The organism is Myxococcus hansupus, from assembly GCF_000280925.3.
Taxonomy (GTDB): Bacteria; Myxococcota; Myxococcia; order Myxococcales; family Myxococcaceae; genus Myxococcus; species Myxococcus hansupus.
On record NZ_CP012109.1, the window covers coordinates 5289915 to 5311490 of the forward strand.

Here is a 21576-nt window from a genome sequence, read left to right on the forward strand (position 1 = left end):
GAATGAGCGCGGCCCCGGAGTCGCCCAGTTGTTTCATCATTGGCGAGGGCACCCTCGTCGTTCCCTGCGCGCAGGCGCTCACCGAGCGCGGCGTCCGGATTCTCGGGCTCGTCACGCGCGAGCCCGCGCTCCAGCGCTGGGCCGAGGAGCAGTCCATTCCGCACGTGCCCCCCGGCGAGCAGGTGCTGCCCTTCCTGTCCCAGGCGCCGTTCGACTGGCTGTTCAGCATCGTCAACCTGAGCCTGGTGAAGGACGAAATCCTCCGCCTGCCCCGGCGCATGGCCATCAACTTCCATGACGGCCCCCTGCCCCGCTACGCCGGCCTCAACGTCACCTCGTGGGCGCTGCTCCACCGCGAGCCCCAGCACGGCGTCACCTGGCATGAGATGACGCAGGGCGCGGACAAGGGCCGCATCCTCAAGCAGCGCCTCTTCGACATCGCCCCCGTCGAGACGGCCTTCAGCCTCAATGCCCGCTGCTACACGCTGGGCATGGAGACCTTCGCGGAGCTCGCGGAGGAGCTGGTCGCGGGCACCGCCCAGCCCCAGGAGCAGGACTTCTCCCAGCGCAGCTACTTCGGCCTCGCGTCCCGGCCGGAGTCCGCGGCCGTGCTCGACCTCCACGGGGACGTGGACGTGGCGCACGCGCTGGTGTCCGCGCTCGACTATGGCGGCTACCCCAACCCGCTCGCCTTCGCGAAGGTGTGGCTGGGCAACGCGCCTGTCGCCATCTCCGAGGCCCGCCGCGCCGAGCCCGCGTCCGAGGCGGCGCCCGGCACGGTGCTCGACATCGAGGGTGACGCGCTGACGGTGGCGGTCCAAGGCGGAGACCTCACGCTCAAGGGCCCCAAGGGCCTGTGCGGAGCGCCCCTGACCTGGCCGGACCTGCTCGGCGCGCGCATGCTCGCCAAGGGCGACACGCTGCCCGCGGCCTCCGCGGAGCTGCGCGCCCGGCTGACCGAGGTGGGCACGCAGGCGGGCAAGGCGGAGGCCTTCTTCCTCCACCGGCTGGAGGCGCTGGCGCCGCCGGACCTGTCCTTCCTGGGGGGAAGCTCCAAGGACACGGGCATCCACACGCTGAAGTTCGACGCGAGCGAGCTTGCCCCGGGCTGGGTCACCGACCTGCCGCCCGAGGAGCGGCTGCTCTTCACCGCCATCGCCTTCCTCGCGCGACTGTCGCCCGAGCCTCGCTTCGACGTCGGCTACGCGGATGCCTCCACACGCGCGCGCATCGAGGGCGTGGAGGGGTTCTTCGCCTCGCAGCTCCCGCTCCGCATCGAGCTGCCGATGAAGGACGCGCCGGAGCAGGCCGCGGGTGCCTTCCGCAAGGCGCTGACGCAGCTTCGCGACAAGGGCGTCCTCGCGCGCGACGTGCTGGGCCGCTCCGCGCAGCTCTCCAATCTCCAACGCCACGGCGGCGAGGTGGCCTATCCCGTCGCGGTGCGCATCGGCGCGGCGGGCCCGGCCGTGGGGGGCGCGGCGCTCGTCATCGACGTGGACGCCCAGGGCCAGCACGCCCACCTGCATTTCGACGCCACGCGCGTGGATAAAACCCGCGCGGACGACGTGGCGCGCCAGCTCTCCGCGTTCCTGGCCTCGCTCCGGAGTGCGCCGGGCAAGGCGGTGGGTGAGCATGACCTGCTGGGCGCCGAGGAGCGTCAGCTCCTGAACCGCTGGAACGACACGCGGCGCGAGTTCCCCCACGACGCCACCCTGGCCTCGCTGTTCCAGGCCCAGGCCCAGCGCACGCCGGATGCCACGGCGCTCATCTGCAAGGGTGCCTCGCTGACCTACCGCGAGCTGGACGCTCGCGCGGAGACGCTGGCGCGGCACCTGCGCGGCGAGGGCGTGGGCCGCGACGTCCGCGTGGGCATCTTCATGGAGCGCTCCCTGGAGATGATGGTGGGCGTGCTGGCGACGCACAAGGCGGGGGGCTGCTACGTGCCGCTCGACCCGGCCTACCCCGCCGAGCGCATCGCCTTCATGGTGGAAGACGCCGGCTGCCACCTGGTGCTCACCCAGGAGCGTCTGTTGTCACACGTGCCCGCCGCGGCGAAGCGCGCGCTCGCGGTGGACCAGGCCTGGGAGCGCATCGCCGCCGCGCCGGAGGCCCAGACGCCGCCGGCCACGCCGGACAGCCTGGCCTACGTCATCTACACCTCGGGCAGCACGGGCAAGCCCAAGGGCGTGATGATTGAGCACCGCAACGTCGTGAACTTCGGCATCGGCATGGATGAACGGCTGGGCACGGAGCGCGGGACGTGGCTCGCGGTGACGAGCCTCAACTTCGACATCTCCGTGCTGGAGCTGCTCTGGACGCTCACCCGCGGCTTCACGGTGGTCCTCCACGCGGAGCGGCACGGCGCGGCGAACGAGGGCAAGCACGCCTCCCGCGCGATGGACTTCAGCCTCTTCTACTTCTCCAGCGACGAAGGCGAGCGCCCCGAGGGCCGCTACGACTTGCTGATGGAGAGCGCGCGCTTCGCGGACACGAACGGCTTCTGCGCCGTGTGGACGCCGGAGCGGCACTTCCACGCCTTCGGCGGGCTGTTCCCCAACCCGGCCGTCACGTCCGCCGCGCTGGCGGCGGTGACGCGCAACGTGCAGCTCCGAGCGGGCAGCCTCGTGTCGCCCCTGCACCCCACGCTGCGCATCGCCGAGGACTGGTCCGTGGTGGACAACATCTCCCACGGCCGCGTGGGGATTTCGTTCGCCGCGGGCTGGCAGCCCAACGACTTCGCGCTGCGCCCGGAGAGCTTCCCGGACCGCAAGCGCATCATGTTCCAGCAGATTGAAGACGTGCGCCGGCTGTGGCGCGGCGAGACGCTGGAGACGAAGAGCGGCACCGGCAACACCGTGAAGCTGCGCACCCTGCCCCGCCCCGTGCAGAAGGAGCTGCCCATCTGGGTGACCACCGCCGGCAACCCGGAGACCTTCGAGGAGGCCGCGCGCGTGGGCTGCCACGTCCTCACGCACCTGCTCGGACAAACGGTGGACGAGGTGGCGCAGAAGATTGCCTTGTACCGGGAGACCTGGGCCAAGGCGGGCCACCCCGGCAAGGGCACCGTGTCGCTGATGCTGCACACGTTCGTCGGCGACTCCGAGGCGTCGGTGAAGGAGGTCGTCCGCGGCCCGATGAAGGCCTACCTCAAGTCGTCGGTGGGGCTCATCAAGGAGGCGGCCTGGAGCTTCCCGGCGTTCAAGGAACAGACGACGCTGGCCAACGGCAACTTCGGCACCGACCACCTCTCCGCCGAGGAGATGGACGCGCTGCTCGACTTCTCCTTCGAGCGTTACTTCCAGACCTCCGGCCTCTTCGGCAGCGTGGACGCGTGCGTCGCCACCGCGGACCGGCTCAAGGGCCTGGACGTGGATGAGATTGCCTGCCTCGTGGACTTCGGCGTCCCCTCCGAGCTGGTGATGAAGCACCTGCCGCTCCTGGCCGAGGTGCGCAAGCGCTCCAACGCGGCCGTGGGACAGGCCCCCGCCGAGCCCGAGCTCGACGGCTCCATCCCCGCGCTGATGGAGCGCCACGCCGTGACGCACCTCCAGTGCACGCCGTCGCAGGCGAGCATGCTGCTGGCCGAGGAGCGCTCCCGCGAAGGCCTCAAGCGCCTGCGGAAGATGATGGTGGGCGGCGAGGCCTTCCCCGTCCCGCTGGCACGCCAGCTCTCCGAGACGGTCTCCGGCGACGTCGTCAACATGTACGGCCCCACGGAGACCACCATCTGGTCCTCCACGCAGCCGGTGAAGAACGTGGGCGAAGGCGTCCCCATTGGCACGCCCATCGCGAACACGCAGCTCTACATCCTGGACGCGCAGCAGCGTCCGCTGCCCATTGGCGCGGCGGGCGAGCTGTACATCGGCGGCGCGGGCGTGGTGCGGGGCTACCACAACCGTCCGGAGCTGGACCGCGAGCGCTTCGTTCCGGACCCGTTCTCCGCGCAGCCGGGCGCGCGCATGTACCGCACCGGTGACGCCGCGCGGTGGCGGCAGGACGGCGTGGTGGAGTTCATTGGCCGCCTGGACCACCAGGTGAAGGTGCGCGGCTTCCGCATCGAGCTGGGTGAAATCGAGGCCCGGCTGGGCGAGCACCCCGCGGTGCGCGAGACGGTGGTCATCGTTCGCGAGGACATCCCGGGCGACAAGCGGCTGGTGGCCTACCTCATCGCGAAGCCGGGTGAGCCGCCCGCGACGGAGGCGCTGCGCGAGTTCCTCCGCACGCGCCTGCCCGAGTACATGGTGCCGCAAGCCTTCGTCACGCTGAGCACCTTCCCCCAGACGCCGAACAAGAAGGTGGACCGCAAGGCGCTGCCGCCTCCAGAGCAGGCCCAGGCGCGCGGCGAGCTCGTCCGGCCCGAGGGTGAGACGGAGGCCTTGATTGCCACCATCTGGCAGGACGTGCTCAAGCTCGACAAGGTCGGCGTGGAAGACAAGTTCGTCGACCTGGGCGGGCACTCGCTGCTGATGGTGCAGGTGCTGGAGAAGCTGAAGGCCCAGGTGGAGAAGCCGCTCACGCTGGTGGACCTCTTCCGCTACCCCACCATCCGCACCCTCTCCGGCTTCCTGTCGGGAGACAGCGGCGAGGAAGAAGCGCTGAAGGAAGTCGCGGCGCGCGGTGAGGCCCGAGCCGCGGCACGTCGCGCCATGCAGCAGCGCCGCCGCCGATAGGTGAACCTGGATGTTCCCGGGTGCGCGCTCCGCACCCGGGCCCATCCATCCCGAGGCGGAAGCACTTGCATTCCAGGAATAGTCCGTAAATCTAGCGGGCCTTTCTCATTCCTGGAGTGCCCCATGCGATTCGAAGTCCTGCTGTGCACCGCGCTCTGTTCCGCGCCGGCCCTGGCCGCCAATGAGTCCGTCCAGGTCTGGCTGACGACGACCTCCGGGAGCGCGTTGGTGAAGCGGCTCAACCCCGAGCCGAGCCCCACCTTCGGCCCGGACAGCGGCAACGCCACCGCCATCGACGTCAATCCCTCGCAGACCTACCAGACGCTCGACGGCTTTGGCGGGGCGCTCACGGATGCGTCGGCGTGGCTCATCTTCAACTCCCCTCACCGCAACGCCATCATGAACGACCTGTTCAGCGTGAGCGGGGGCTCGGGCCACAGCATGCTGCGGCTGCCGATGGGCTCGTCGGACTTCGCGCGCAATCACTACACCTACGACGACACGTGCTGCGACTTGAATGACTTCTCCGTCGCGCATGACATGCCGTACATCATCCCCCTGCTCCAGCAGGCGCGGCAGCTCAACCCCGAGCTGAAAATCATGGCGGTGCCGTGGAGCGCCCCAGCCTGGATGAAGTTCAACAACTCGCTCCTGGGGGGCGGGTATCTCCGCAATGACCACTACGGCGTCTACGCCAACTACTTCGTGCGCTTCCTCCAGGCGTACCGCACGGCGGGCGTGCCCATTCACGCGGTGAGCCTCCAGAACGAGCCGCACAACGCGAACCCCAGCTACGCGACGATGCAGATGGAGTCGAACGACCAGTCGAACTTCGCCGCCCACCACCTGCGCCCGGCGATGAACACGGCGGGCTTCGGCGGGGTGAAGATTCTCGCCTGGGACCACAACTGGTACGACCACGGCGGCCCCGCCGAGTATCCGCTCGAGGTGATGCGCTTCAACAACGGTCAGGCCCAGTCCGCCGTCGCGGGCGTCGCCTACCACTGCTACGAGAGCCCCGAAGGCAGCTACAGCGTCCAGAGCACCTTCCAGAACGCCTTCCCCGGCAAGGAGGTCCACTTCACCGAGTGCACCGGCGGCGCCTGGGCGACGAACGCCGCGGCGAACCTGGAGTGGGCGCTCCAGAACAACCTCTTCGGGCCCCTGCGTCACCACGCGCGCAGCTCGCTGTACTGGAACCTCGCGTTGGACCCGAGCCACGGCCCCCGCGTGGGCGGCTGCCCGGACTGCCGGGGCATGGTGACGGTGAACAACGGCGCGGGCACGTACACGCGGAACGAGGAGTTCTACGCCTGGGCCCACCTGTCCAAGGTGGTGCGCTCGGGCGCGGTGCGCATTGGCGCCACCACACTGGGCAACAACGAAATCGAGACGGTCGCCTTCCGCAACCCGGATGGCTCGCTGGCACTGATTGCGCTCAACTCCAATGACGGGGCATCGCGGACCTTCAAGGTCCGATGGGGTGGACAGTCCTTCACATACACCCTGCCCGCGCGCTCGGTGGCTTCGTTCAAGTGGGGCGGCGCCCCCACGTACCGGTTGGTGAACCGGCACACGGGGAAGTGCGTGGACATCGCCGGGCCCGCCATGGCGGACGGCACCGCCATCCACCAGTGGGCCTGTCACTCTGGCGCAAGTCAGCAGTGGACGATGGAGCCCACGGACGGTGGCTACTTCCGCTTCGTGTCGCGCTACAGCGGCAAGGTGCTCGATGTGACGGGCGCGAGCACGGCGGACGGCGCCTTGGCGCAGCAGTGGTCGTGGGCGGGTGGCGCCAACCAGCAGTTCCGGCCTGTCTCGACGGGCAGCGGGTGGCAGCGGTTGGAAGCCCGGCACAGCGGCAAGGTGCTCGACGTGGCGGACTGCTGGACCTCCAGTGACGGCGCTCGGCTCCAGCAGTGGACCTGGGCGAACAACGACTGCCAGCAGTTCCGGCTGGAGCCGATGTAATTCTTAGACACCCGCCCGGCTCAGGGTTGGCTCAGGGCCTCCAGCAGGCAGCGTTTGAACGCCTGGACGCGCGGAGGCACGAGCCGCCCTGGCCGGGAGACGAGGAACAGTGGCGCATCTCGAAACGCCACCGAGGGCAACACCCGCACGAGTTCGCCCAGCGCCACGTCCTGAGCCACCAGGAAGACGGGCAGCAGCGCGACACCTCCGCCCGTCCGCGCCACCTCCGCGAGGAAGGCGAAGTCCGCGCACTCCACCGAGGCGGGCCGTGGCGCCGCCCCCTGTGCGTGGGCCCTGAACGGCCCTTTCCCTCGGGGTGGCGCCGGCCACAGGCACTCATGATGCGCCAGGTCCGTGAGCGCGGAAGGAGTGCCTCGCCGCTCCAGATAGCGCGGCGCCGCGAAGAAGCCGGCCTCCAGGTCCATCAGCTTGCGCGCGACGAACGTGCTCGCGCCTGGGCGGCCCACTCGCAGCGCGAGGTCCACGCCGTCGCCCAACAGGTCCACCACGTCATACGTCAGCACCACCCGCACGCGCACGCCGGGGAAGCTCGCCCTGAACCGCGCGAGCACCGGGGCCAGCAACGCACGGCCCACATCCGGAGGCGCCGTCAGCGATACCTCCCCTGACGGCATGCCGGACGCGGCCGGTGTCACCACCGCACGGAGGCCCGCGAGCAGCGGCGCCACCTGTCCGAGGAGCGCCTGTCCTTCAGGCGTGAGCCTCACCATACGCGTGGTCCGGACGAGCAACGGGGTCCCCAACTGCTCCTCCAAGGAACGCAGCGCCCGGCTCACCTTGGACTTGTCGAACCCCAGCCGCGCGGCGGCCTTCGTGAAGCTCTGCGTCTCCGCGACGGCCTGGAACAGCGCGAGGTGGTTCAGGTCCATTGTTGCGAATCTACAACAGTGATTTGGAGTCGGGCCTGATTGTTGTCACGCGGGTTCACGGGCACCGTGCAGGGGTAGGCCTTTCCCACGAGACGACCATGAACACTTCGACACCCATGTGGTTGCTGATGCTGTGCGCGCTGACTGGCTGTGGTGCCTCACGCGGAGGCGTCTTCCCGCTCGAAGCAGGCCCGGGTCCGGAGCCCGTGCTCACGCTGGTCTGGTCGGGCCGAGGCGAGGCGGAGCGCCTGGAGCATGGCGAGTGGAAGCGCATTCCGGAGTTCGACTACGACTTCACGGTGGAGCAGCGCCGCTTCGCCCGGCACTGGGAATCCGTGAAGAGCCTCCGCCGCCGGCACCCTGGCTACGACGGCAGCGCGGGGCCTCGCGAGCAGACGATGTACTTCCGCGTGGACTACGGCGCACCCGGCGAAGGCGGACAGGTGCTCAGCACCCTCCGCTCGACCCTGGGCGACGGCGGAGGACACACCGACCCGGAGTTCCGGCAGGCCGTCCTGGAGATGCGGCCCGACGTCAGCCGCTTCGCGCCCTTCGACCGCTACCGCATCTCCCAGTCCTACCATTACGAGCAGGGCGTCCTGGAGGAGCAAGTGGAGTTGCTGAATGGCGAGACACCGTGGGTGCGCAACACGGAGAAGGCCACGCTCTTCGCGCCTCGCACCTTCGACCGCGCGCCCACCACCGCCGAGGGCCTCACGGACGCGCGCTGAACCTGAATGCTCAGACGCGCGAGCCTCCGGTGTTTCGCATCGGCGTCCACACAACGGTCCCGAAGCGAACGCCCCTCCGCAGGGAGGGACCCGCGTCCCTCCGCCGCTATGCCTTCTGACGGCGAGCCATGTGCTCCCCGGTCAGCGAGCCTTTGTGAGCACCCAGCTTTCCGGGGGCGCCCTCGAAGACAACCCGGCCACCCTCGTGGCCAGCACCGGGCCCCAGGTCGATGACCCAGTCCGCGCGGGACACCACGTCCAGGTTGTGCTCGATGACGATGACCGTCGACCCGCCATCCACGAGCCTGTCGAACAAACCAATCAGCGTGTCCACGTCGTTCATGTGCAGACCCGTGGTCGGCTCATCGAGCACGTAGATGTTCCCGGACTGCCCCAGCTCCGCGGCCAGCTTCAACCGCTGACGCTCTCCGCCCGACAGCGTCGACAGCGGCTGCCCCAGCGTGAGGTAGCCGAGCCCGACGTCATCCAGGCTCTGGAGAATCTTGGCGATGGCCGGCTCGGTGAAGAAGGCTACGGCGTCGCTGATGGACATCTCGTAGACGTCGCTGATGGACTTGCCGCGCAGGCGGTGGGCCAGCACCTCCTCGGTGAAGCGCTTGCCGTCGCACGTCTCGCAGAGCGTCACCATGGGGTCCAGGTGCGCCAGGTCCGTGTAGATGACACCCAGGCCACTGCAGTCCGGGCAGGCGCCCTTGGAGTTCGCGGAGAACAGCGCCGCGTCCACCTTGTTCGCCTTCGCGAAGGCCTTGCGCACATTGTCCAGAATGCCGGTGTAAGTGGCCGTATTGGAGCGCCGCGAGCCACGCGCCAGGTTCTGGTCGATGATGATGGTCTCCGGGTACGCCTTGGGCAGGCAGCCCTGAATCAGCGACGACTTGCCGGAACCCGCCACGCCCGTCACCACGGTCAGCACGCCCTGGGGAATCGAAACCGAGACGTCCTGCAGGTTGTTGAGCTTCGCGCCCTTGATGTGAAGCTGCCCCTTGGGCTTGCGCGGCGTGGTCTTCAGGGGCTGGTGCTTCTTCATGTGGTTGCCCGTGAGCGTCCCCGAGGTCAGCAGTCCCTCGTAGCCGCCCTCGTAGACCACCTTCCCACCGTGCGAGCCCGCCTTGGGGCCCATGTCGACCACGTGGTCCGCCAGGGCAATCATGTCCGGCTTGTGCTCGACGATGAGCACCGTGTTGCCCTTGTCGCGAAGCTGCTTCATCAGCCCCGCGAGCCGGCCGACATCGTGCGGGTGCAGCCCCACGCTGGGCTCGTCGAAGATGTACGTCACGTCGGTGAGGCTGGAGCCCAGGTGGCGCACCATCTTCACCCGCTGACTCTCACCGCCCGACAACGTGGAGCTCTCCCGGTCGAGGCTGAGGTAGCCCAGGCCAATGGTCACCAGGTTCTCCAACCGGTGCACCAAGGCGTCCAACATGGGGCCCACGGACGGAGCCGAAATCTTCCGGACGAACGCGGCGAGGTCGGAGACCTGCATCGCCGAGCACTCCGCGATGTTCTTTCCCTGGATGCGGCTGCCCAGCGCGGCCTGATTGAGCCGGCCGCCCTGGCAGGCGGGACAGGTGGCGCGGGTGAAGATGCGCTCGTACTCCGCCCGGACATGGGGTTGAACGGTCTCCGGGTCCTTGGAACCCAACGTGCGCCGGAGCTTGGGGACGAGGCCCTCATAGGTGAGGTTGATCTTGTCGATCTTGATCTTCCGGCCGTCGTCCAGGTGGAGCAGCTTCTCCATCTCCTCCTTCGTGTACTTGGACAGCTTCTTGTCGAGGTCGAAGTACCCGGAGCGCGCGAAGATGGCCCAGTACCAACTGTCGACCGCGTAGTCCTTCGGAAGGATGGCGCCTTCGTTCAGGGACTTGGACTTGTCGATGACCGCATCCATGTCCATGGACGCGACCTGCCCAATGCCCTCGCAGTCGGGACAGAGGCCGCGCGGGTCGTTGTAGGAATAGAGGCCCGGGCTGCCCAGGTGCGGCTCGGCGAGGCGGGAGAACAGCACGCGCAGCATCTGCGCCGCGTCCGTGACGGTGGCCACCGTCGAACGCGAGTTCCCGCCCAGCCGCTGCTGGTCCACGATGATGGCCGCCGAGATGTTCTCCAGGCTCTCCGCGTCCGGCTGGCCATAGTGCGGCATGAACTGCTGCACGAAGGCGGGGTAGGTCTCGTTGATGAGGCGCTGGCTCTCGGCGGCGATGGTGCCAAAGACGAGGGACGACTTGCCCGAACCCGAGACGCCGGTGAAGACGGTGATCTTCCGCTTGGGGATGTCGAGCGAGACGTTCTTCAGGTTGTTCTCGCGCGCACCGCGAATCTTGATGGAACCGTACATGGACCGCTTCTCCTCCAGACTGATGCACGTTTGTAGGTCGAAGCATCGACCGACAGGCCCACCATTTCGCCCGCGAACCGGGCAGGCGTGCGGCAAATGGCTCGACAACTCTCCGGCGGGCTCCTAACTTCGTACGGCGCACGAGGTTTAGCACAAGAACCTCGTACGCCGTAAATAGTTATTGCGAGGGACGGATGAGCGGCGAGATTTCGGGCAAGGGCGACCCGCTGAAGTTGTTGCGGTTGCTGTGGGACCGGGCAGAGGCCCCCAAGCGAGGGCCGAAGGCCAAGGTCAGCGTCGCGGACCTGGTGAACGCCGCCGTGGCCATCGCGGACGGCGAGGGGCTCGAAGCGGTCACCACCCGCCGGGTCGCGGAGGCCGTGGGCATCTCCGCCATGTCGTTCTACACGCACATCCCCAGCAAGGCGGAGCTGTTGGACCTGATGATGGATGCCGTGTCCGGCGAGGTCCTCCAGGACAAGCCCGTCTTCAAGCCCTCCGCGTGGCGCGCCAACCTCACCCGCGTGGCGACCGACTACCGGAAGTTCTATCTGGCCCATCCCTGGGTGATTCAGCTCTCGACGCACCGGAGCGTGCTCGGACCGAACACGTTCCGCTCAGCGGACAGCGCGTTGAGTGCGATTGAGGGACTCGGGCTCACGGACCTGGAGATGGACCGCATCATCACCATGGTCGGCGACTACGTCCACGGCGCGGTCCGCAACGCGGCCCGTGAGAAGATGGTGAAGGCCGAAACGGGAATGACAGACGAGCAGTGGTGGTACCGCGTCGCGCCGTTCCTCGAAACGCTCGACTACACGCCCTACCCCGTCCTGGCCCGCGTCGGGAAGACCGCCGGTGAGACCTATGGGGCGCATGATCCCGAAGGGGCGTTTGCCTTTGGGTTGGAACGAATGCTGGACGGATTGGCGACGTTCATCGGCGGCAAGAAGCGTCGTTGACCTGCATCCGTGCGACCACGGGAGCAAGTCGCGATACTCGAAAAGTCTGTCATGAGACTTTCGCCTCGACGAGGACGGCGCCATCCCAGACGTCCTTATGCCTCGCATTGACAACACAGACTCCATTTTCATGAGGCCCCGGGGGCCATGGGCTCGCCGTTCAGCATCGCCCGAACGCAGCCATTGCGTCCGTCGGTGATGAGGACGAGGTACACCGGGCGCCCCGACTCGACATGCTCGCGGATTCCTCCCGCCATGCCGATGGCCTCGGCTGTGCGTGCCTCCGCAGCGAGTGTTCGAACAAAAGTGCCATCCACGAATTTTACAGTGAAGCCCTGACGCGCCGAGCCGGACGCAGCGGACAGTCCGCGCCAGACCCGGCTCGCGGCGAAACATAGAAACACGTACGCCCGCGTCAAAAGACATATCAAGACATAGCAAGCCATCACACCAGGAGCTTGGCAATTAATTGCAAGTTTCCTTGACCGTCCCGGACGATGGGGGTACCCAGACAATCACTGATTCATCGCGCCTCGAGCGAGCCGCCCACGTCCCACGGGTGGTGCCGTCACAGGTGCGCCCAGTGCAGGCCCTTCCCCCGGAGGCGACGATGAAATTCACCCGGTACTGCCGCTCCATCCTCTTCACGCCAGCGCTCGCCGTGGACCGTTTCGCACGGGGCCAGCAGTCCGGCGCGGACATCAGTCTGGTGGACCTCGAGGACTCCGTGGCCGCCAGTCACAAGGACGCGGCGCGGCAGCACGCGGAGGCATTCTTCACCGCCCCCAGGGGCCCGAGCCGCCGGGCCGTCCGCATCAACACCGTCACCCGCCCCGAGGGCCTTCGCGACGTGCTCGCCCTGCGCGGCTACGCCGTCAAACCCGACGCCGTCCTGGTGCCCAAGGTCGAATCCCCCAGGGACCTCGAAATCGTCGAACAGGTGCTCGGTGCGAGCTGCTCACAGGTGGACCTGCTCGCCCTCGTGGAGACGCCTCGCGGCGTGGAGAATGTCCACGCCATCGCCCGCGCGACGCCACGGCTCAAGGCGCTCGTGTTCGGCTCCGCGGACTTCTCCTTCAGCATCGGCGCGTCCCTCTCCTGGGACCCGCTGCACTACGCCCGCTCGCGGCTCGTCACCGCCGCGCGGGCCGCCAACGTGCAGGTCGTCGACTCCCCGCTGTTCGACATGGCGGACGAGGAGGGCCTGCGCCGCGAGTGCCAGCTCGCCCGGAGCATGGGCTTCAGCGGCAAGGCCGCCGTGCACCCGCGCCAGGTGGCCATCATCAACCAGGCCTTCTCCCCGGACGAGAACACGCTGCGCAAGGCGCGGAAGATCGTCACCGAGAGCCAGGCCCGCGACTTCAACATCTGCGTGGTGGAGGGGACCATGGTCGGTGCCCCGTTCGTCGAGGCGGCGAAGCGCACGCTCGAGGAGTTCGGCCCCCAGGAGGGCTGAAGCCTCGCGTCGTCCCCCTGCATTCCCAACCCAGTGCCCCCAGGAGGAGTCCACATGGAAACGAGCAGCGAGCAGAGCGTCTTGGGTCCCCGGCGCTACCGCAACAACGAGAAGCTCATCGCCGTGGGCGACCGTGGCTGGCAGCACGCCAAGGACAACGGCCTCATCGGCATCAAGGTGGACTTCGAGTCGAACAACCGGCTCGTCGACACCCGCACGAACCACGCGTTCATGACGCTCTGCTCGTGCTCCTACCTGGGCCTCAACCACCACCCGAAAATCATCCAGGGCTCCATCGACGCGCTCCGGGAGGCCGGTACCAACAGCCTGGCCATGTCCACCTTGCGCATCCGCCTCAACCTGATGGCGCGCATGGAGGAGGGACTCCGGGAGCTGTACGGCTGCCCCACCCTGCCCGGCGCCACCTGCAGCGCGCTGACCGCGGGCATCCTCCCCCTGCTGGCCTCCGGCCACGTCACCGAGGACGGCCAGCCGCGCGTCATGGTGTTCGACCGCTTCTGTCACTTCTCCATGGCCTACATCAAACCCATCTGCGGCGATGAGAGCCTGGTCCTGACGAGCCCGCACAACGACCTCAACTACCTGGAGGACGTCTGCAAGAAGTACCCGCGCGTGGCCTACGTCGCGGACGGCGCCTACTCCATGGGCGGCCTCGCCGCGCTGGAGGGCCTGCTGCAGCTCCAGGAGCGCTACGGCCTGTTCCTCTACATCGATGACTCCCACTCGCTCTCCATCACCGGCGAGCGCGGCGAGGGCTACATCCGCTCGCGGCTGAAGATGAACCCGCTGACCATGATTGTCGCCTCGCTGGCCAAGGCGTTCGGCAGCGCGGGTGGCATCGCCATGCTGGGCAGCGAGAAGATCTTCGACTTCCTCTACCGGAACGCGGGGCCGCTGGCGTGGTCGCAGAACATCCAGACGCCGTCGGTGGGCGCGTCGCTCGCCAGCATCGAGCTGCACCGCTCGCCGGAGCTGCGCCAGCTCCAGGACCAGTTGCAGCGCAACATCAACCTCTTCGACAGCCAGTTCCCCTCTCCGAACGCGGGCAACGGCATGCCCATCCGCCTCATCCAGGTGGGTGAGGAAGACCGGGCCATCCGGCTGTCCTCGGAGCTGTACCAGCGGGGCTACTACTGCTCCGCCGTGTTCTTCCCCGTCGTCGCCCGGGGTGAAGCCGGCGTGCGCGTGATGATGCGCGCGGACATGACGGAGCAGCAGGTCCAGACCTTCTGCGACGACGTCAAAGACATCCTCTCCCACTTCTGACCGGCGTCCGCCTTCGCGCCACGAGGAGACACACCATGGAGGGCACCGGAATCACCGGCTACAAGCAGCTCGGACCCCAGCGGTACCGGGAGGTCCTCGGCTTCCACTACGAGGACTTCACCGTGGGGGACGTCTTCGAACACCGCCCCGGCAGGACGGTGACGGAGGCCGACAACGTCCTGATGAACACGCTGTGCATGAACCCGTCACCGCTGCACCTGGATGCCGCGTACTGCGAACAGACGGTGTGGGGCAAGCCGCTCATCTCCAGCCTGGTGACGTTCAGCATCGTCTGCGGGATGAGCGTGCGCAGCACCAGCGGCCGGGCCACCGCCAACCTGGGCTGGGACAAGATTCGCCTCACCCACCCCGTCTTCGCTGGAGACACGCTCTACGCGGAGAGTCGCATCCTCGCCAAGCGGCTGTCCTCCGGACGCGCGGGGGAAGGAATCATCACCTGCGAGACGGTGGGCCTCACGTCGAAGGGCGAGGTCTTCCTCTCCTTCGAACGCAGCTTCCTCGTGCCCACCCGCGAGCGGGCCGTCGAGGAAAGGGCGAGGTACTGACGCCATGCGCGCCGTCGTCTTCGAAGGCTCCGGGGGACCGGAGGTGGTGAAGCTGCGCGAAGTTCCCAGGCCCGTGCCCACACGGGAGGCGCTCCTGGTGAAAGTCCAGGCCACCGCGCTCAACCGCGCGGACCTGCTCCAGCGCCAGGGCGAGTACCACGTGCCCGAAGGCCAGTCCGCCATCCCCGGCGTGGAGGTGGCGGGCACCGTCGAGGCCTGGGGCGAAGACGTGAAGGGCTTCACCCACGGGCAGCCCGTGTTCGGCGTGGTGGAGGGCGGCGGGCTCGCCGAGTACTGCCTGCTGGACCAGGGCATGGCCATCCCCATCCCCTCCTGCTTCGACTTCGCGGAGGCAGCGGCCACCGCCGAATCGTGTCTCACCGCGAACGAGACGCTCTTCACCCTCGGCGACTTGAAGCCGGGGCAGGCGGTCCTCATCCACGCGGCGGCCAGCAGCATCGGGACCACCATGGTGCAGATGGCCCGTCACGTGGGCGCCACCACCTACTGCACGGTGGGCTCTCACAGGAAAGCGGAGGCCCTCCGCGCGTTGGGGGCCGACGCGGTCTTCAACTACCGCGAGCAGGACTTCGTCCACGAGGTGCTCCAGCGGACGCGCGGAGAAGGCGTCCCGCTGGTGATGGACTTCATCGGCGGGGCCTATCTGGAGCGCAACCTGGCGGTGATGGGACATGAGGGGTGTCTCGTGCTGGTCGGGCTGCTCGACGGCATGTCCGCGCAGGTGGACCTGCTGCGCATCGTCCAGCGCCGACTCCAGCTCAAGGGTTCATCCCTCCGGCTGCGGCCCATGCAGGAGAAGCGCGAGGTGAACGCGCGCTTCCGCGAGCGATGGACGGAGGTGCTCACTCAGGGCGGGCTGCGGCCCGTCATCCACGCCCGCTACCCGCTGGAGGACGTGGGCGCGGCGCTCGCGGAGATGGAAGCCAACCGCAACATCGGAAAGCTCGTGCTCACTTTGGAAAGGAATGTCAGCCATGCATGAAGAGCTCACGCAGAGCATCAAGAAGATCCTCGTCACCAACCTGTTCGTCGAGCTCCCCCCGGAGCAGATTGGCGTGGACGACGGGCTCCAGTCCGTCATCGGCCTGGACTCCGTGGGATTCCTCGAGCTGCGCGTCATCTGCGAGGACGAGTTCAACGTCCGCATCTCCGACGAGGACTTCAACTCGGACAACTTCCGCACGGTGAATCAGATTGCCTCGCTCATCGTGGGCCTGAAGACCTCGGCCCAGGGAGGCGCGTGGTGAAGGTCCCCGCGCCCGGAGGACGGCTGGAGCCCGCGGACCTGGAACGGCTGCGTGCCGGACAGGCCCTGCAGATGGACCACTACGGCGGAGGGCGCCTGCCCTTCACCTGCGTGCAGGCGCGCGGGCTCGTCCAGCAGATGGTTCCGCTGGAAGGCGAGGACGCGGGCCGGGTGCTGGAGGTGCTGGACGCGAGCGGCGGCTACGCCAGCGCCTGTCTGGGCGCGGGCCACGCCTGCCTCCAGCCCGCCTTCCGGGAGGGCCTGGAGCGCGGCTACGTCACCGATGAGCTGGGCTCCCTGGAGCGGACGCTGCTGCTGGAGGAGCTGTTCGGCCCCGGGGGCCGCTGGGCGGACCGCTTTCCGGGCAGCGCGTACCACGCGAGCGGCCGCAACTCCGGCTCCGAGGGCCTGGAGCTGGCGCTGCGCCTGGTCCTGGAGTCTGGCTTCGACCGGCGGCGGCTGACGGCCAAGGCGGGCCGCGAGGCACGGCGCACCGTGCTCGCCTTCGAAGGCGCGTGGCACGGTTGGACAGGAGGCCTGGTGCCCCTGCTCAACCGCCGGCACTACCGCCTGGGCCTGCCCGCGCCCGTCTCCGAAGCCCCCTTCGGACTGGACGTCGCGTTCCTCCCCTTCGGCGAGCAGGAGCCCTTGGAGCGCTACTTCGCCCTGGAGGGCTCCAAGCTGTCCGCGGTCATCGTCGAGCCCATCCAGGGCGACGCCGGCATCCTCGTCCCGCCACCGGGCTACTTGCGGCGGCTGGCGGGCCTGTGCCGTGAGCACGGCGTGCTCCTGGTCGCGGACGAGGTGCTCACCTTCGCGAAGACAGGTCAGTTCTTCGCCATGACGGACGAGGAGGGGCCCATCCCCACCGACATCACCGTCATTGGCAAGAGCCTGGGCATGGGCGCGGTCTCCACGTCCATGGTCATCGCGCGGCGCGAACTGTCCGTACGCTCCAGCGGCGCGGTGTCCACGTCGGACCTGCGGCCCCTCACCTGCGCGCTGATGCGCTCCGGGCTCCGCTACCTCGCGGAGGAGCGCCTCATCGAGCGCGCTGGACCCCTGGGCGTGGAGCTGCGTGAGCGCCTGCACCGCGACGTGGTGGAGGCCTTCCCGGAGCTGTTCCTCGAAGTCCGTGGCCTGGGCTACATGAACGGCATCGAGCTGACCGAGCGGGCCGCCGGTGGCCTGTCCCGGCTGCGTCACCAACTGCTCGAGTCCGGCGTCTTCGTGGAGTTCATGGCCGGCGCGGGCCGGCGCTCCCACGGGCTTCGCTACATGTTCCCGGCCATGCGCATCGCCCCGCCGCTCATCGCGGGCGAGGAGGACCTGCGGCGCATCGTCGAGCGCATCCGTGAGGGCACCCGGAGGTTCGTGGAGGCAGGACGATGATGGACGCCCTCCCCATCCCCGCCTCGCGTCACCGGGTGGAGCACGTCGACACCGATGCCTCCGGGGTCGTCCACTTCTCACGTTACGCGTCGCTGCTGGAGACCGCGGCGCTGGAGACCCTGGAGCGCCGCGGCACGGGGCTCGAGGTGCTCGAAGGACAGGGGCTCGACCTGCGCGTGCGTGAGCTGCGCATCCAATACCGCGCCGCCGCGCGCTTCCAGGACTGGCTGCGATTGGAAGCCCGCCTGGAACACGTCGGCCCCGCGAGCCTCAAGCTGGGTGTGAGTGTTTACCGCGAGGGCACGGCGTCCGAGCCGCTGCTGCTCGCCGCTGGAAGTCTGGACATGGCTGTCGTCAACCGAGAGAGCGGAGAACCCACATGCATTCCACCGACACTCAGCGCCGCGCTCAAGCGGTCCCCCTCCCCCTGAATCCGCCGGAGCGACAGCCCAAGCCCCTGGGCTTCACCGCGCTTCGCCAGTGGCTCCGTCACCGGCACCCGATGATCCTCCTGGACCGCATCGTCGACCACGAGCCCGGGAAGTTCCTCGACGCCCTCATCTCCATCTCCGGGAACCTGGACTGCATCGCGGGGCACTTCCCCGAACGCGCCATCTACCCCGGCAGCAATCTCATCCAGGCCTTCGCCCAGGCGGGCATCATCCTCTACCAGATGAGCACCTCGCTCCTGGCCGAGGACGAGCTGACGCTCATCGGCTCGGTGGAGAGCCGGTTCCTGCAAGTCGTCGTGCCGGGGGACCAGGTGCTGCTGCGCGTCCAGGTGAACCGGCTGGCCGGTGGCCTCTTCGTCTACTCAGGCAAGGCGATGGTGGGCAACCGCCGCGTGGCGGCGTTCCGCGCGAGCCTCGTCCGCTCCAAGGTCTCGGAGATGGGCACGCCGCTATGGTGACACCCGTCGCGGTGACCGGGGCCGCGTGGAGCACGGCCCTGGGCCACGGGCTCGACGACGTGTGGCGGCGGCTGCTCGCCGGCGAACACGGCTTCGTCCCCGTGGACTCTCCCCACCGGCTGCGCAACACGCTGGCCGCGGTCATCCCTTCGCACGGGGAAGCCCCCGCGTCCCGGCTGCGTCGCCTGGCGGTGGAGACGCTGGGCCGGGCCCTGGCGGAGGCGAAGCTGGAGGCGGGCGGCGCCCGCACGCGGCTGGTGCTGGGCACGAGCCTGGGTGCCTGGCTCGATGACGCGCATGAGCAGGAGGCACCGCTCCACACCTGGGCTGACGACGTGGCTCGCGCGGTGGGCGCGCGCGCGGCGCCCGTCGCCCTCTCCACGGCGTGCTCCTCGGGCGCGGACGCCATCATGGTGGGCGCGGAGCTCATCCGCGCTGGCGCCGCCGACGTATGCCTCTGCGGCGGCGTGGATGTGCTCACCCCGAGCAAGCGGCTGGCGCACTCCGCGCTGTCCACCATGTCCCCCACCCGGTCGCGTGCCTTCGATGTCCGGCATGACGGCATGCTGCTGGGTGAGGGCGCGGGCTTCCTGGTGCTGGAGTCCATGGCCCATGCGCGAGAGCGCTCGGCGCCAGTGTTCGCCCTCTTCCGGGGGGCGGGCTCGGCCAACGACGCGGCGAGCATGACCTCTCCGGACCCGGCCGCCACGGGGGCACGGCTGGCGATGGAACGCTCCCTTCAGGATGCGGGAGTGGCGCCGGGAGACATCGGGCTCGTCAACGCGCACGGCTCGGCCACGCCCGCGAATGACCGCGCGGAGGCGGAGTCCTTCAGGGCCGTGTTCAAGACGGGGCCGCTCCCGTGCGTCTTCGCGACGAAGGGCGCGTTCGGCCACACGCTCGGCGCCACCGGCGCGATGGAGGCCATTGCCCTCATCCTCGCGCTGCGCGAGGGCGTGGTGCCCCCCATCGCCGGGCTGGAGCAACCCGACGAGGACTTTCCCTGCCCGCTCCCCGTGGGATGTCCTGTGCGTCATGACGAGCGGCTCGGCCTGAGCCTCACGCTCGGCTTTGGAGGCTTCGACACCTCGCTCGTCTTCGAGGTCCCGCGATGAACCCGACGCCCCTGGCCAACACCTCCCCCGTGCTCCGTGCGAGCGCGTCGACGCGAGGGGACGCGACGAACCCCTACCCCGCGCGCGTGAAGCACGCGGTGCGCTATGCGGACCCGCTGGCCTGGGCCTGGGTGCTCGCGATTGGCGAGGCCACCGAGCCGCTGGGTGAGTCGTTCCGGTCCACGGTGGAGCGCTGCGCGCTCATCCAGGTCGGCCCCGAGGCGCCACCGGACGCCATGACGCAGACCGCGCGCGACGCCCTGCGCGGATTCGCCTCCCCGCTCCGCTTTCCCGCCGCCACGCCGAGCGCCCCCACGGGTCTCGCCTGCATCGTGCACGGCATCCGTGGACCCACGCTCACGTTGACGATGCCCGTGGCAGACGGTGCCGGAATCGCCCTGGCGCTCTCCGCCGCCTGGCTCAGCCGAGGCGTCTCTGATTACGCGCTCATCGGGACGGCGGTCACGCGTCACGGCGCGCCGTACGCCGCCTGCGTGGTGCTCACGCGGGGAGAAGGTCCCGCGGTGGACCCGGCGCTCCTGGTGAAGACCCTCCTCCCCGAGCCGTGCGCCCATGACTGAAACCACGCCGGACCTCGCGGGCGTCTCCCTGCCAGTCATCCAAAGGTTCCTGGACCGTGTCCGGGACCTCACCACCGCCGCCTCCGCGCCGCCCCTGGAGCAGCTCGCCGCCTCGTGGCGCGCGCGTGGGCTAAGGCCGGGTGACGTCGTCCTGCTGGCCCTGCCCAACGGCGCGGAGCTGCTGGCCCAGGTCTTCGCCATCCTCGCCGCGCGTGGGGTGCCTGCGCTGGTGTCGCCCTCCTCGCCCACGTCTCGCCAGCAAGCGCTCGTGGAGGCACTCCCGGCGCGGGCGCTGGTCGCCATGCGCCGCCCCGCCCCTCATGCCCCGGACGCGGAGCGCTTCACGCTGGGCGGCGCAGAGGTGGCCCTGTTCCCCGACGCAGCACCACCCGCCGCGAACCCCGGGGAGATGGTGCTGCTGACGTCGGGCACGTCGGGCTTCGCCAGCGGCTGCGTGTTCGACCTCGAGGCGCTCTTCCGAAACGCGCGCCGTCACGCGGACGCGGTGGGCCTGCGCCCGGGCGACACCGTGCTGGTGAACCTGCCGCTTTATTACTCGTACGCCATGGTGGCCCAAGCCTTCGCGTCGCTGCTTCGAGGCGCGGACCTGGTCATCAGCGGACCGCCCTTCCAACCCGCCGCGTACTCGCGACTGCTGGCCGAGCAGGGCATCACCGTGTCCGCGTTGACGCCGCTCCTGGTCCGCTCGCTCCTCCAGCAGGGCGCCGCCTTTCCAACGCACCTGCGCTCCCTGGGCATCGGAGGTGACGTTCTCTCCCCCGAGCACGTGGAGCACTTGCTGCGCCAGCGCCCCAGCGGCGAGCTGTACCTCACCTATGGCCTGTCGGAGGCCGGCCCCCGCGTCGCGACGCTCGCGGCCCATGCCGAGCCCGCGCACCGCTTCGCCTCCGTGGGCCTCCCGCTCCCGGGGACCCAGGTGTCACTCGTCCCCCGAGGCCCCAGTGGACAGAAGGAGCTGCTGGTCTCCTCGGACACGCTGATGAAGCGGCGCATCGGGTTGGTGGAGGGCGAGAAGCTGCACGCGTGGCGCGGCCACCGGCTGCTGGCCACCGGAGACATCTTCGACATCGACGCGGACGGCTACCTGTACTTCCAGGGACGCCTCTCCGACTTCCTCGTCCGGGGCAGCGAGAAGATTTGCATGGCCTCCGTGCGACGGCTGGCCACCACGCTCCCCGGTGTGCTCACGGCCCGGACGCAGGTCGTCCCCGGCGCCGAGGGTGACGACTACGAGATGATCCTCACGGTGGCCGACGCAGGCCGCCCCATGGAGCACGTGTCCGAGGCGCTCTCCCGCCTCCTGCGACTCGCGGAGCGACCGAGGCGCATCCAGGTCGTCCCCGCCGACGGCGCCACCGCCGCGCTGCACAAGTGAGCCCGTAGGGCCCCCCTCTCCACCTC

At 69.0% G+C, this 21576-nt stretch carries 18 protein-coding genes and 3 pseudogenes; 18 read left to right on the forward strand and 3 right to left on the reverse strand.

Going from position 1 to position 21576, the window contains the following annotated elements; genetic code table 11:
• Nucleotides 1–2 precede the first annotated feature (2 nt).
• The 5 genes and pseudogenes from A176_RS41325 to A176_RS20360 all read left to right on the forward strand — a co-directional run.
• A pseudogene (locus A176_RS41325) lies at nt 3–491 on the forward strand (formyltransferase family protein); the annotation flags it as partial.
• 795 nt (nt 492–1286) lie between these two features.
• Nucleotides 1287–3440, forward strand: a pseudogene (locus tag A176_RS41330) (LLM class flavin-dependent oxidoreductase); the annotation flags it as partial.
• A 42-nt stretch (nt 3441–3482) separates the two neighbouring features.
• A pseudogene (locus tag A176_RS41335) lies at nt 3483–3881 on the forward strand (AMP-binding protein); the annotation flags it as partial.
• 78 nt (nt 3882–3959) lie between these two features.
• On the forward strand, nt 3960–4670 hold the full coding sequence (locus A176_RS41340; RefSeq protein WP_476704361.1) for an AMP-binding enzyme: 711 nt from the start codon (nt 3960–3962) through the stop codon (nt 4668–4670).
• 123 nt (nt 4671–4793) lie between these two features.
• Nucleotides 4794–6641 carry an RICIN domain-containing protein gene (locus A176_RS20360; protein WP_002634956.1) on the forward strand — a complete coding sequence of 616 codons (1848 nt, stop codon included), beginning with the start codon at nt 4794–4796 and terminating at the stop codon, nt 6639–6641.
• 20 nt (nt 6642–6661) lie between these two features.
• Here the strand turns inward: A176_RS20360 and A176_RS20365 are convergent, their stop codons facing one another.
• Entirely contained in the window at nt 6662–7531 is an 870-nt protein-coding gene (locus tag A176_RS20365; protein WP_002634955.1) for a LysR family transcriptional regulator, read from the reverse strand.
• 98 nt (nt 7532–7629) lie between these two features.
• Here A176_RS20365 and A176_RS20370 point away from each other — a divergent pair, with 98 nt between their 5' ends.
• Nucleotides 7630–8262 carry a hypothetical protein gene (locus A176_RS20370; protein ID WP_044890088.1) on the forward strand — a complete coding sequence of 211 codons (633 nt, stop codon included), beginning with the start codon at nt 7630–7632 and terminating at the stop codon, nt 8260–8262.
• A 106-nt stretch (nt 8263–8368) separates the two neighbouring features.
• Here A176_RS20370 and A176_RS20375 read toward each other — a convergent pair whose 3' ends face one another.
• On the reverse strand, nt 8369–10618 hold the full coding sequence (locus A176_RS20375; protein WP_002634953.1) for an ATP-binding cassette domain-containing protein: 2250 nt from the start codon (nt 10616–10618) through the stop codon (nt 8369–8371).
• A gap of 194 nt (nt 10619–10812) precedes the next feature.
• Here A176_RS20375 and A176_RS20380 point away from each other — a divergent pair, with 194 nt between their 5' ends.
• Nucleotides 10813–11580, forward strand: coding sequence for a TetR/AcrR family transcriptional regulator (locus A176_RS20380; protein ID WP_002634952.1), 768 nt, complete (start codon nt 10813–10815; stop codon nt 11578–11580).
• Between the two features lie 128 nt (nt 11581–11708).
• On the opposite strand, the gene A176_RS40785 is transcribed toward A176_RS20380, so the two are convergent.
• Entirely contained in the window at nt 11709–11837 is a 129-nt protein-coding gene (locus tag A176_RS40785; RefSeq protein WP_002634951.1) for a hypothetical protein, read from the reverse strand.
• A 353-nt stretch (nt 11838–12190) separates the two neighbouring features.
• Here A176_RS40785 and A176_RS20390 point away from each other — a divergent pair, with 353 nt between their 5' ends.
• Genes A176_RS20390 through A176_RS20440 form a run of 11 tightly spaced genes read left to right on the forward strand, consistent with a single transcriptional unit; the run spans nt 12191 to nt 21550 of the window.
• On the forward strand, nt 12191–13036 hold the full coding sequence (locus A176_RS20390; RefSeq protein ID WP_044890086.1) for an HpcH/HpaI aldolase/citrate lyase family protein: 846 nt from the start codon (nt 12191–12193) through the stop codon (nt 13034–13036).
• A gap of 54 nt (nt 13037–13090) precedes the next feature.
• Entirely contained in the window at nt 13091–14323 is a 1233-nt protein-coding gene (locus A176_RS20395; RefSeq protein WP_002634949.1) for an aminotransferase class I/II-fold pyridoxal phosphate-dependent enzyme, read from the forward strand.
• Between the two features lie 35 nt (nt 14324–14358).
• A complete protein-coding gene (locus A176_RS20400) occupies nt 14359–14889 on the forward strand; it encodes a MaoC family dehydratase (RefSeq protein ID WP_002634948.1) in 531 nt (176 codons plus the stop codon).
• 4 nt (nt 14890–14893) lie between these two features.
• Nucleotides 14894–15892 carry an NAD(P)H-quinone oxidoreductase gene (locus A176_RS20405; RefSeq protein WP_002634947.1) on the forward strand — a complete coding sequence of 333 codons (999 nt, stop codon included), beginning with the start codon at nt 14894–14896 and terminating at the stop codon, nt 15890–15892.
• Nucleotides 15885–16157 carry an acyl carrier protein gene (locus tag A176_RS20410; RefSeq protein ID WP_002634946.1) on the forward strand — a complete coding sequence of 91 codons (273 nt, stop codon included), beginning with the start codon at nt 15885–15887 and terminating at the stop codon, nt 16155–16157. The genes A176_RS20405 and A176_RS20410 overlap by 8 nt, the downstream gene beginning before the upstream one ends.
• Complete coding sequence (locus tag A176_RS20415) at nt 16154–17548, forward strand: aminotransferase class III-fold pyridoxal phosphate-dependent enzyme (RefSeq protein WP_002634945.1); 1395 nt, start codon at nt 16154–16156, stop codon at nt 17546–17548. The genes A176_RS20410 and A176_RS20415 overlap by 4 nt, the downstream gene beginning before the upstream one ends.
• Nucleotides 17545–17979, forward strand: a complete 435-nt coding sequence (locus tag A176_RS20420; RefSeq protein ID WP_002634944.1) for an acyl-CoA thioesterase — start codon at nt 17545–17547, stop codon at nt 17977–17979. Before A176_RS20415 ends, A176_RS20420 begins: the two co-directional genes overlap by 4 nt.
• Nucleotides 17928–18458 carry a 3-hydroxyacyl-ACP dehydratase FabZ family protein gene (locus A176_RS20425; protein WP_082282782.1) on the forward strand — a complete coding sequence of 177 codons (531 nt, stop codon included), beginning with the start codon at nt 17928–17930 and terminating at the stop codon, nt 18456–18458. The genes A176_RS20420 and A176_RS20425 overlap by 52 nt, the downstream gene beginning before the upstream one ends.
• Complete coding sequence (locus A176_RS20430) at nt 18452–19573, forward strand: beta-ketoacyl-[acyl-carrier-protein] synthase family protein (RefSeq protein WP_002634942.1); 1122 nt, start codon at nt 18452–18454, stop codon at nt 19571–19573. Before A176_RS20425 ends, A176_RS20430 begins: the two co-directional genes overlap by 7 nt.
• Nucleotides 19570–20154 carry a hypothetical protein gene (locus A176_RS20435; protein WP_002634941.1) on the forward strand — a complete coding sequence of 195 codons (585 nt, stop codon included), beginning with the start codon at nt 19570–19572 and terminating at the stop codon, nt 20152–20154. Before A176_RS20430 ends, A176_RS20435 begins: the two co-directional genes overlap by 4 nt.
• Nucleotides 20147–21550 (forward strand): class I adenylate-forming enzyme family protein, encoded by a 1404-nt coding sequence (locus A176_RS20440; protein WP_002634940.1) that lies wholly within the window; start codon nt 20147–20149, stop codon nt 21548–21550. The genes A176_RS20435 and A176_RS20440 overlap by 8 nt, the downstream gene beginning before the upstream one ends.
• Nucleotides 21551–21576 lie beyond the last annotated feature (26 nt).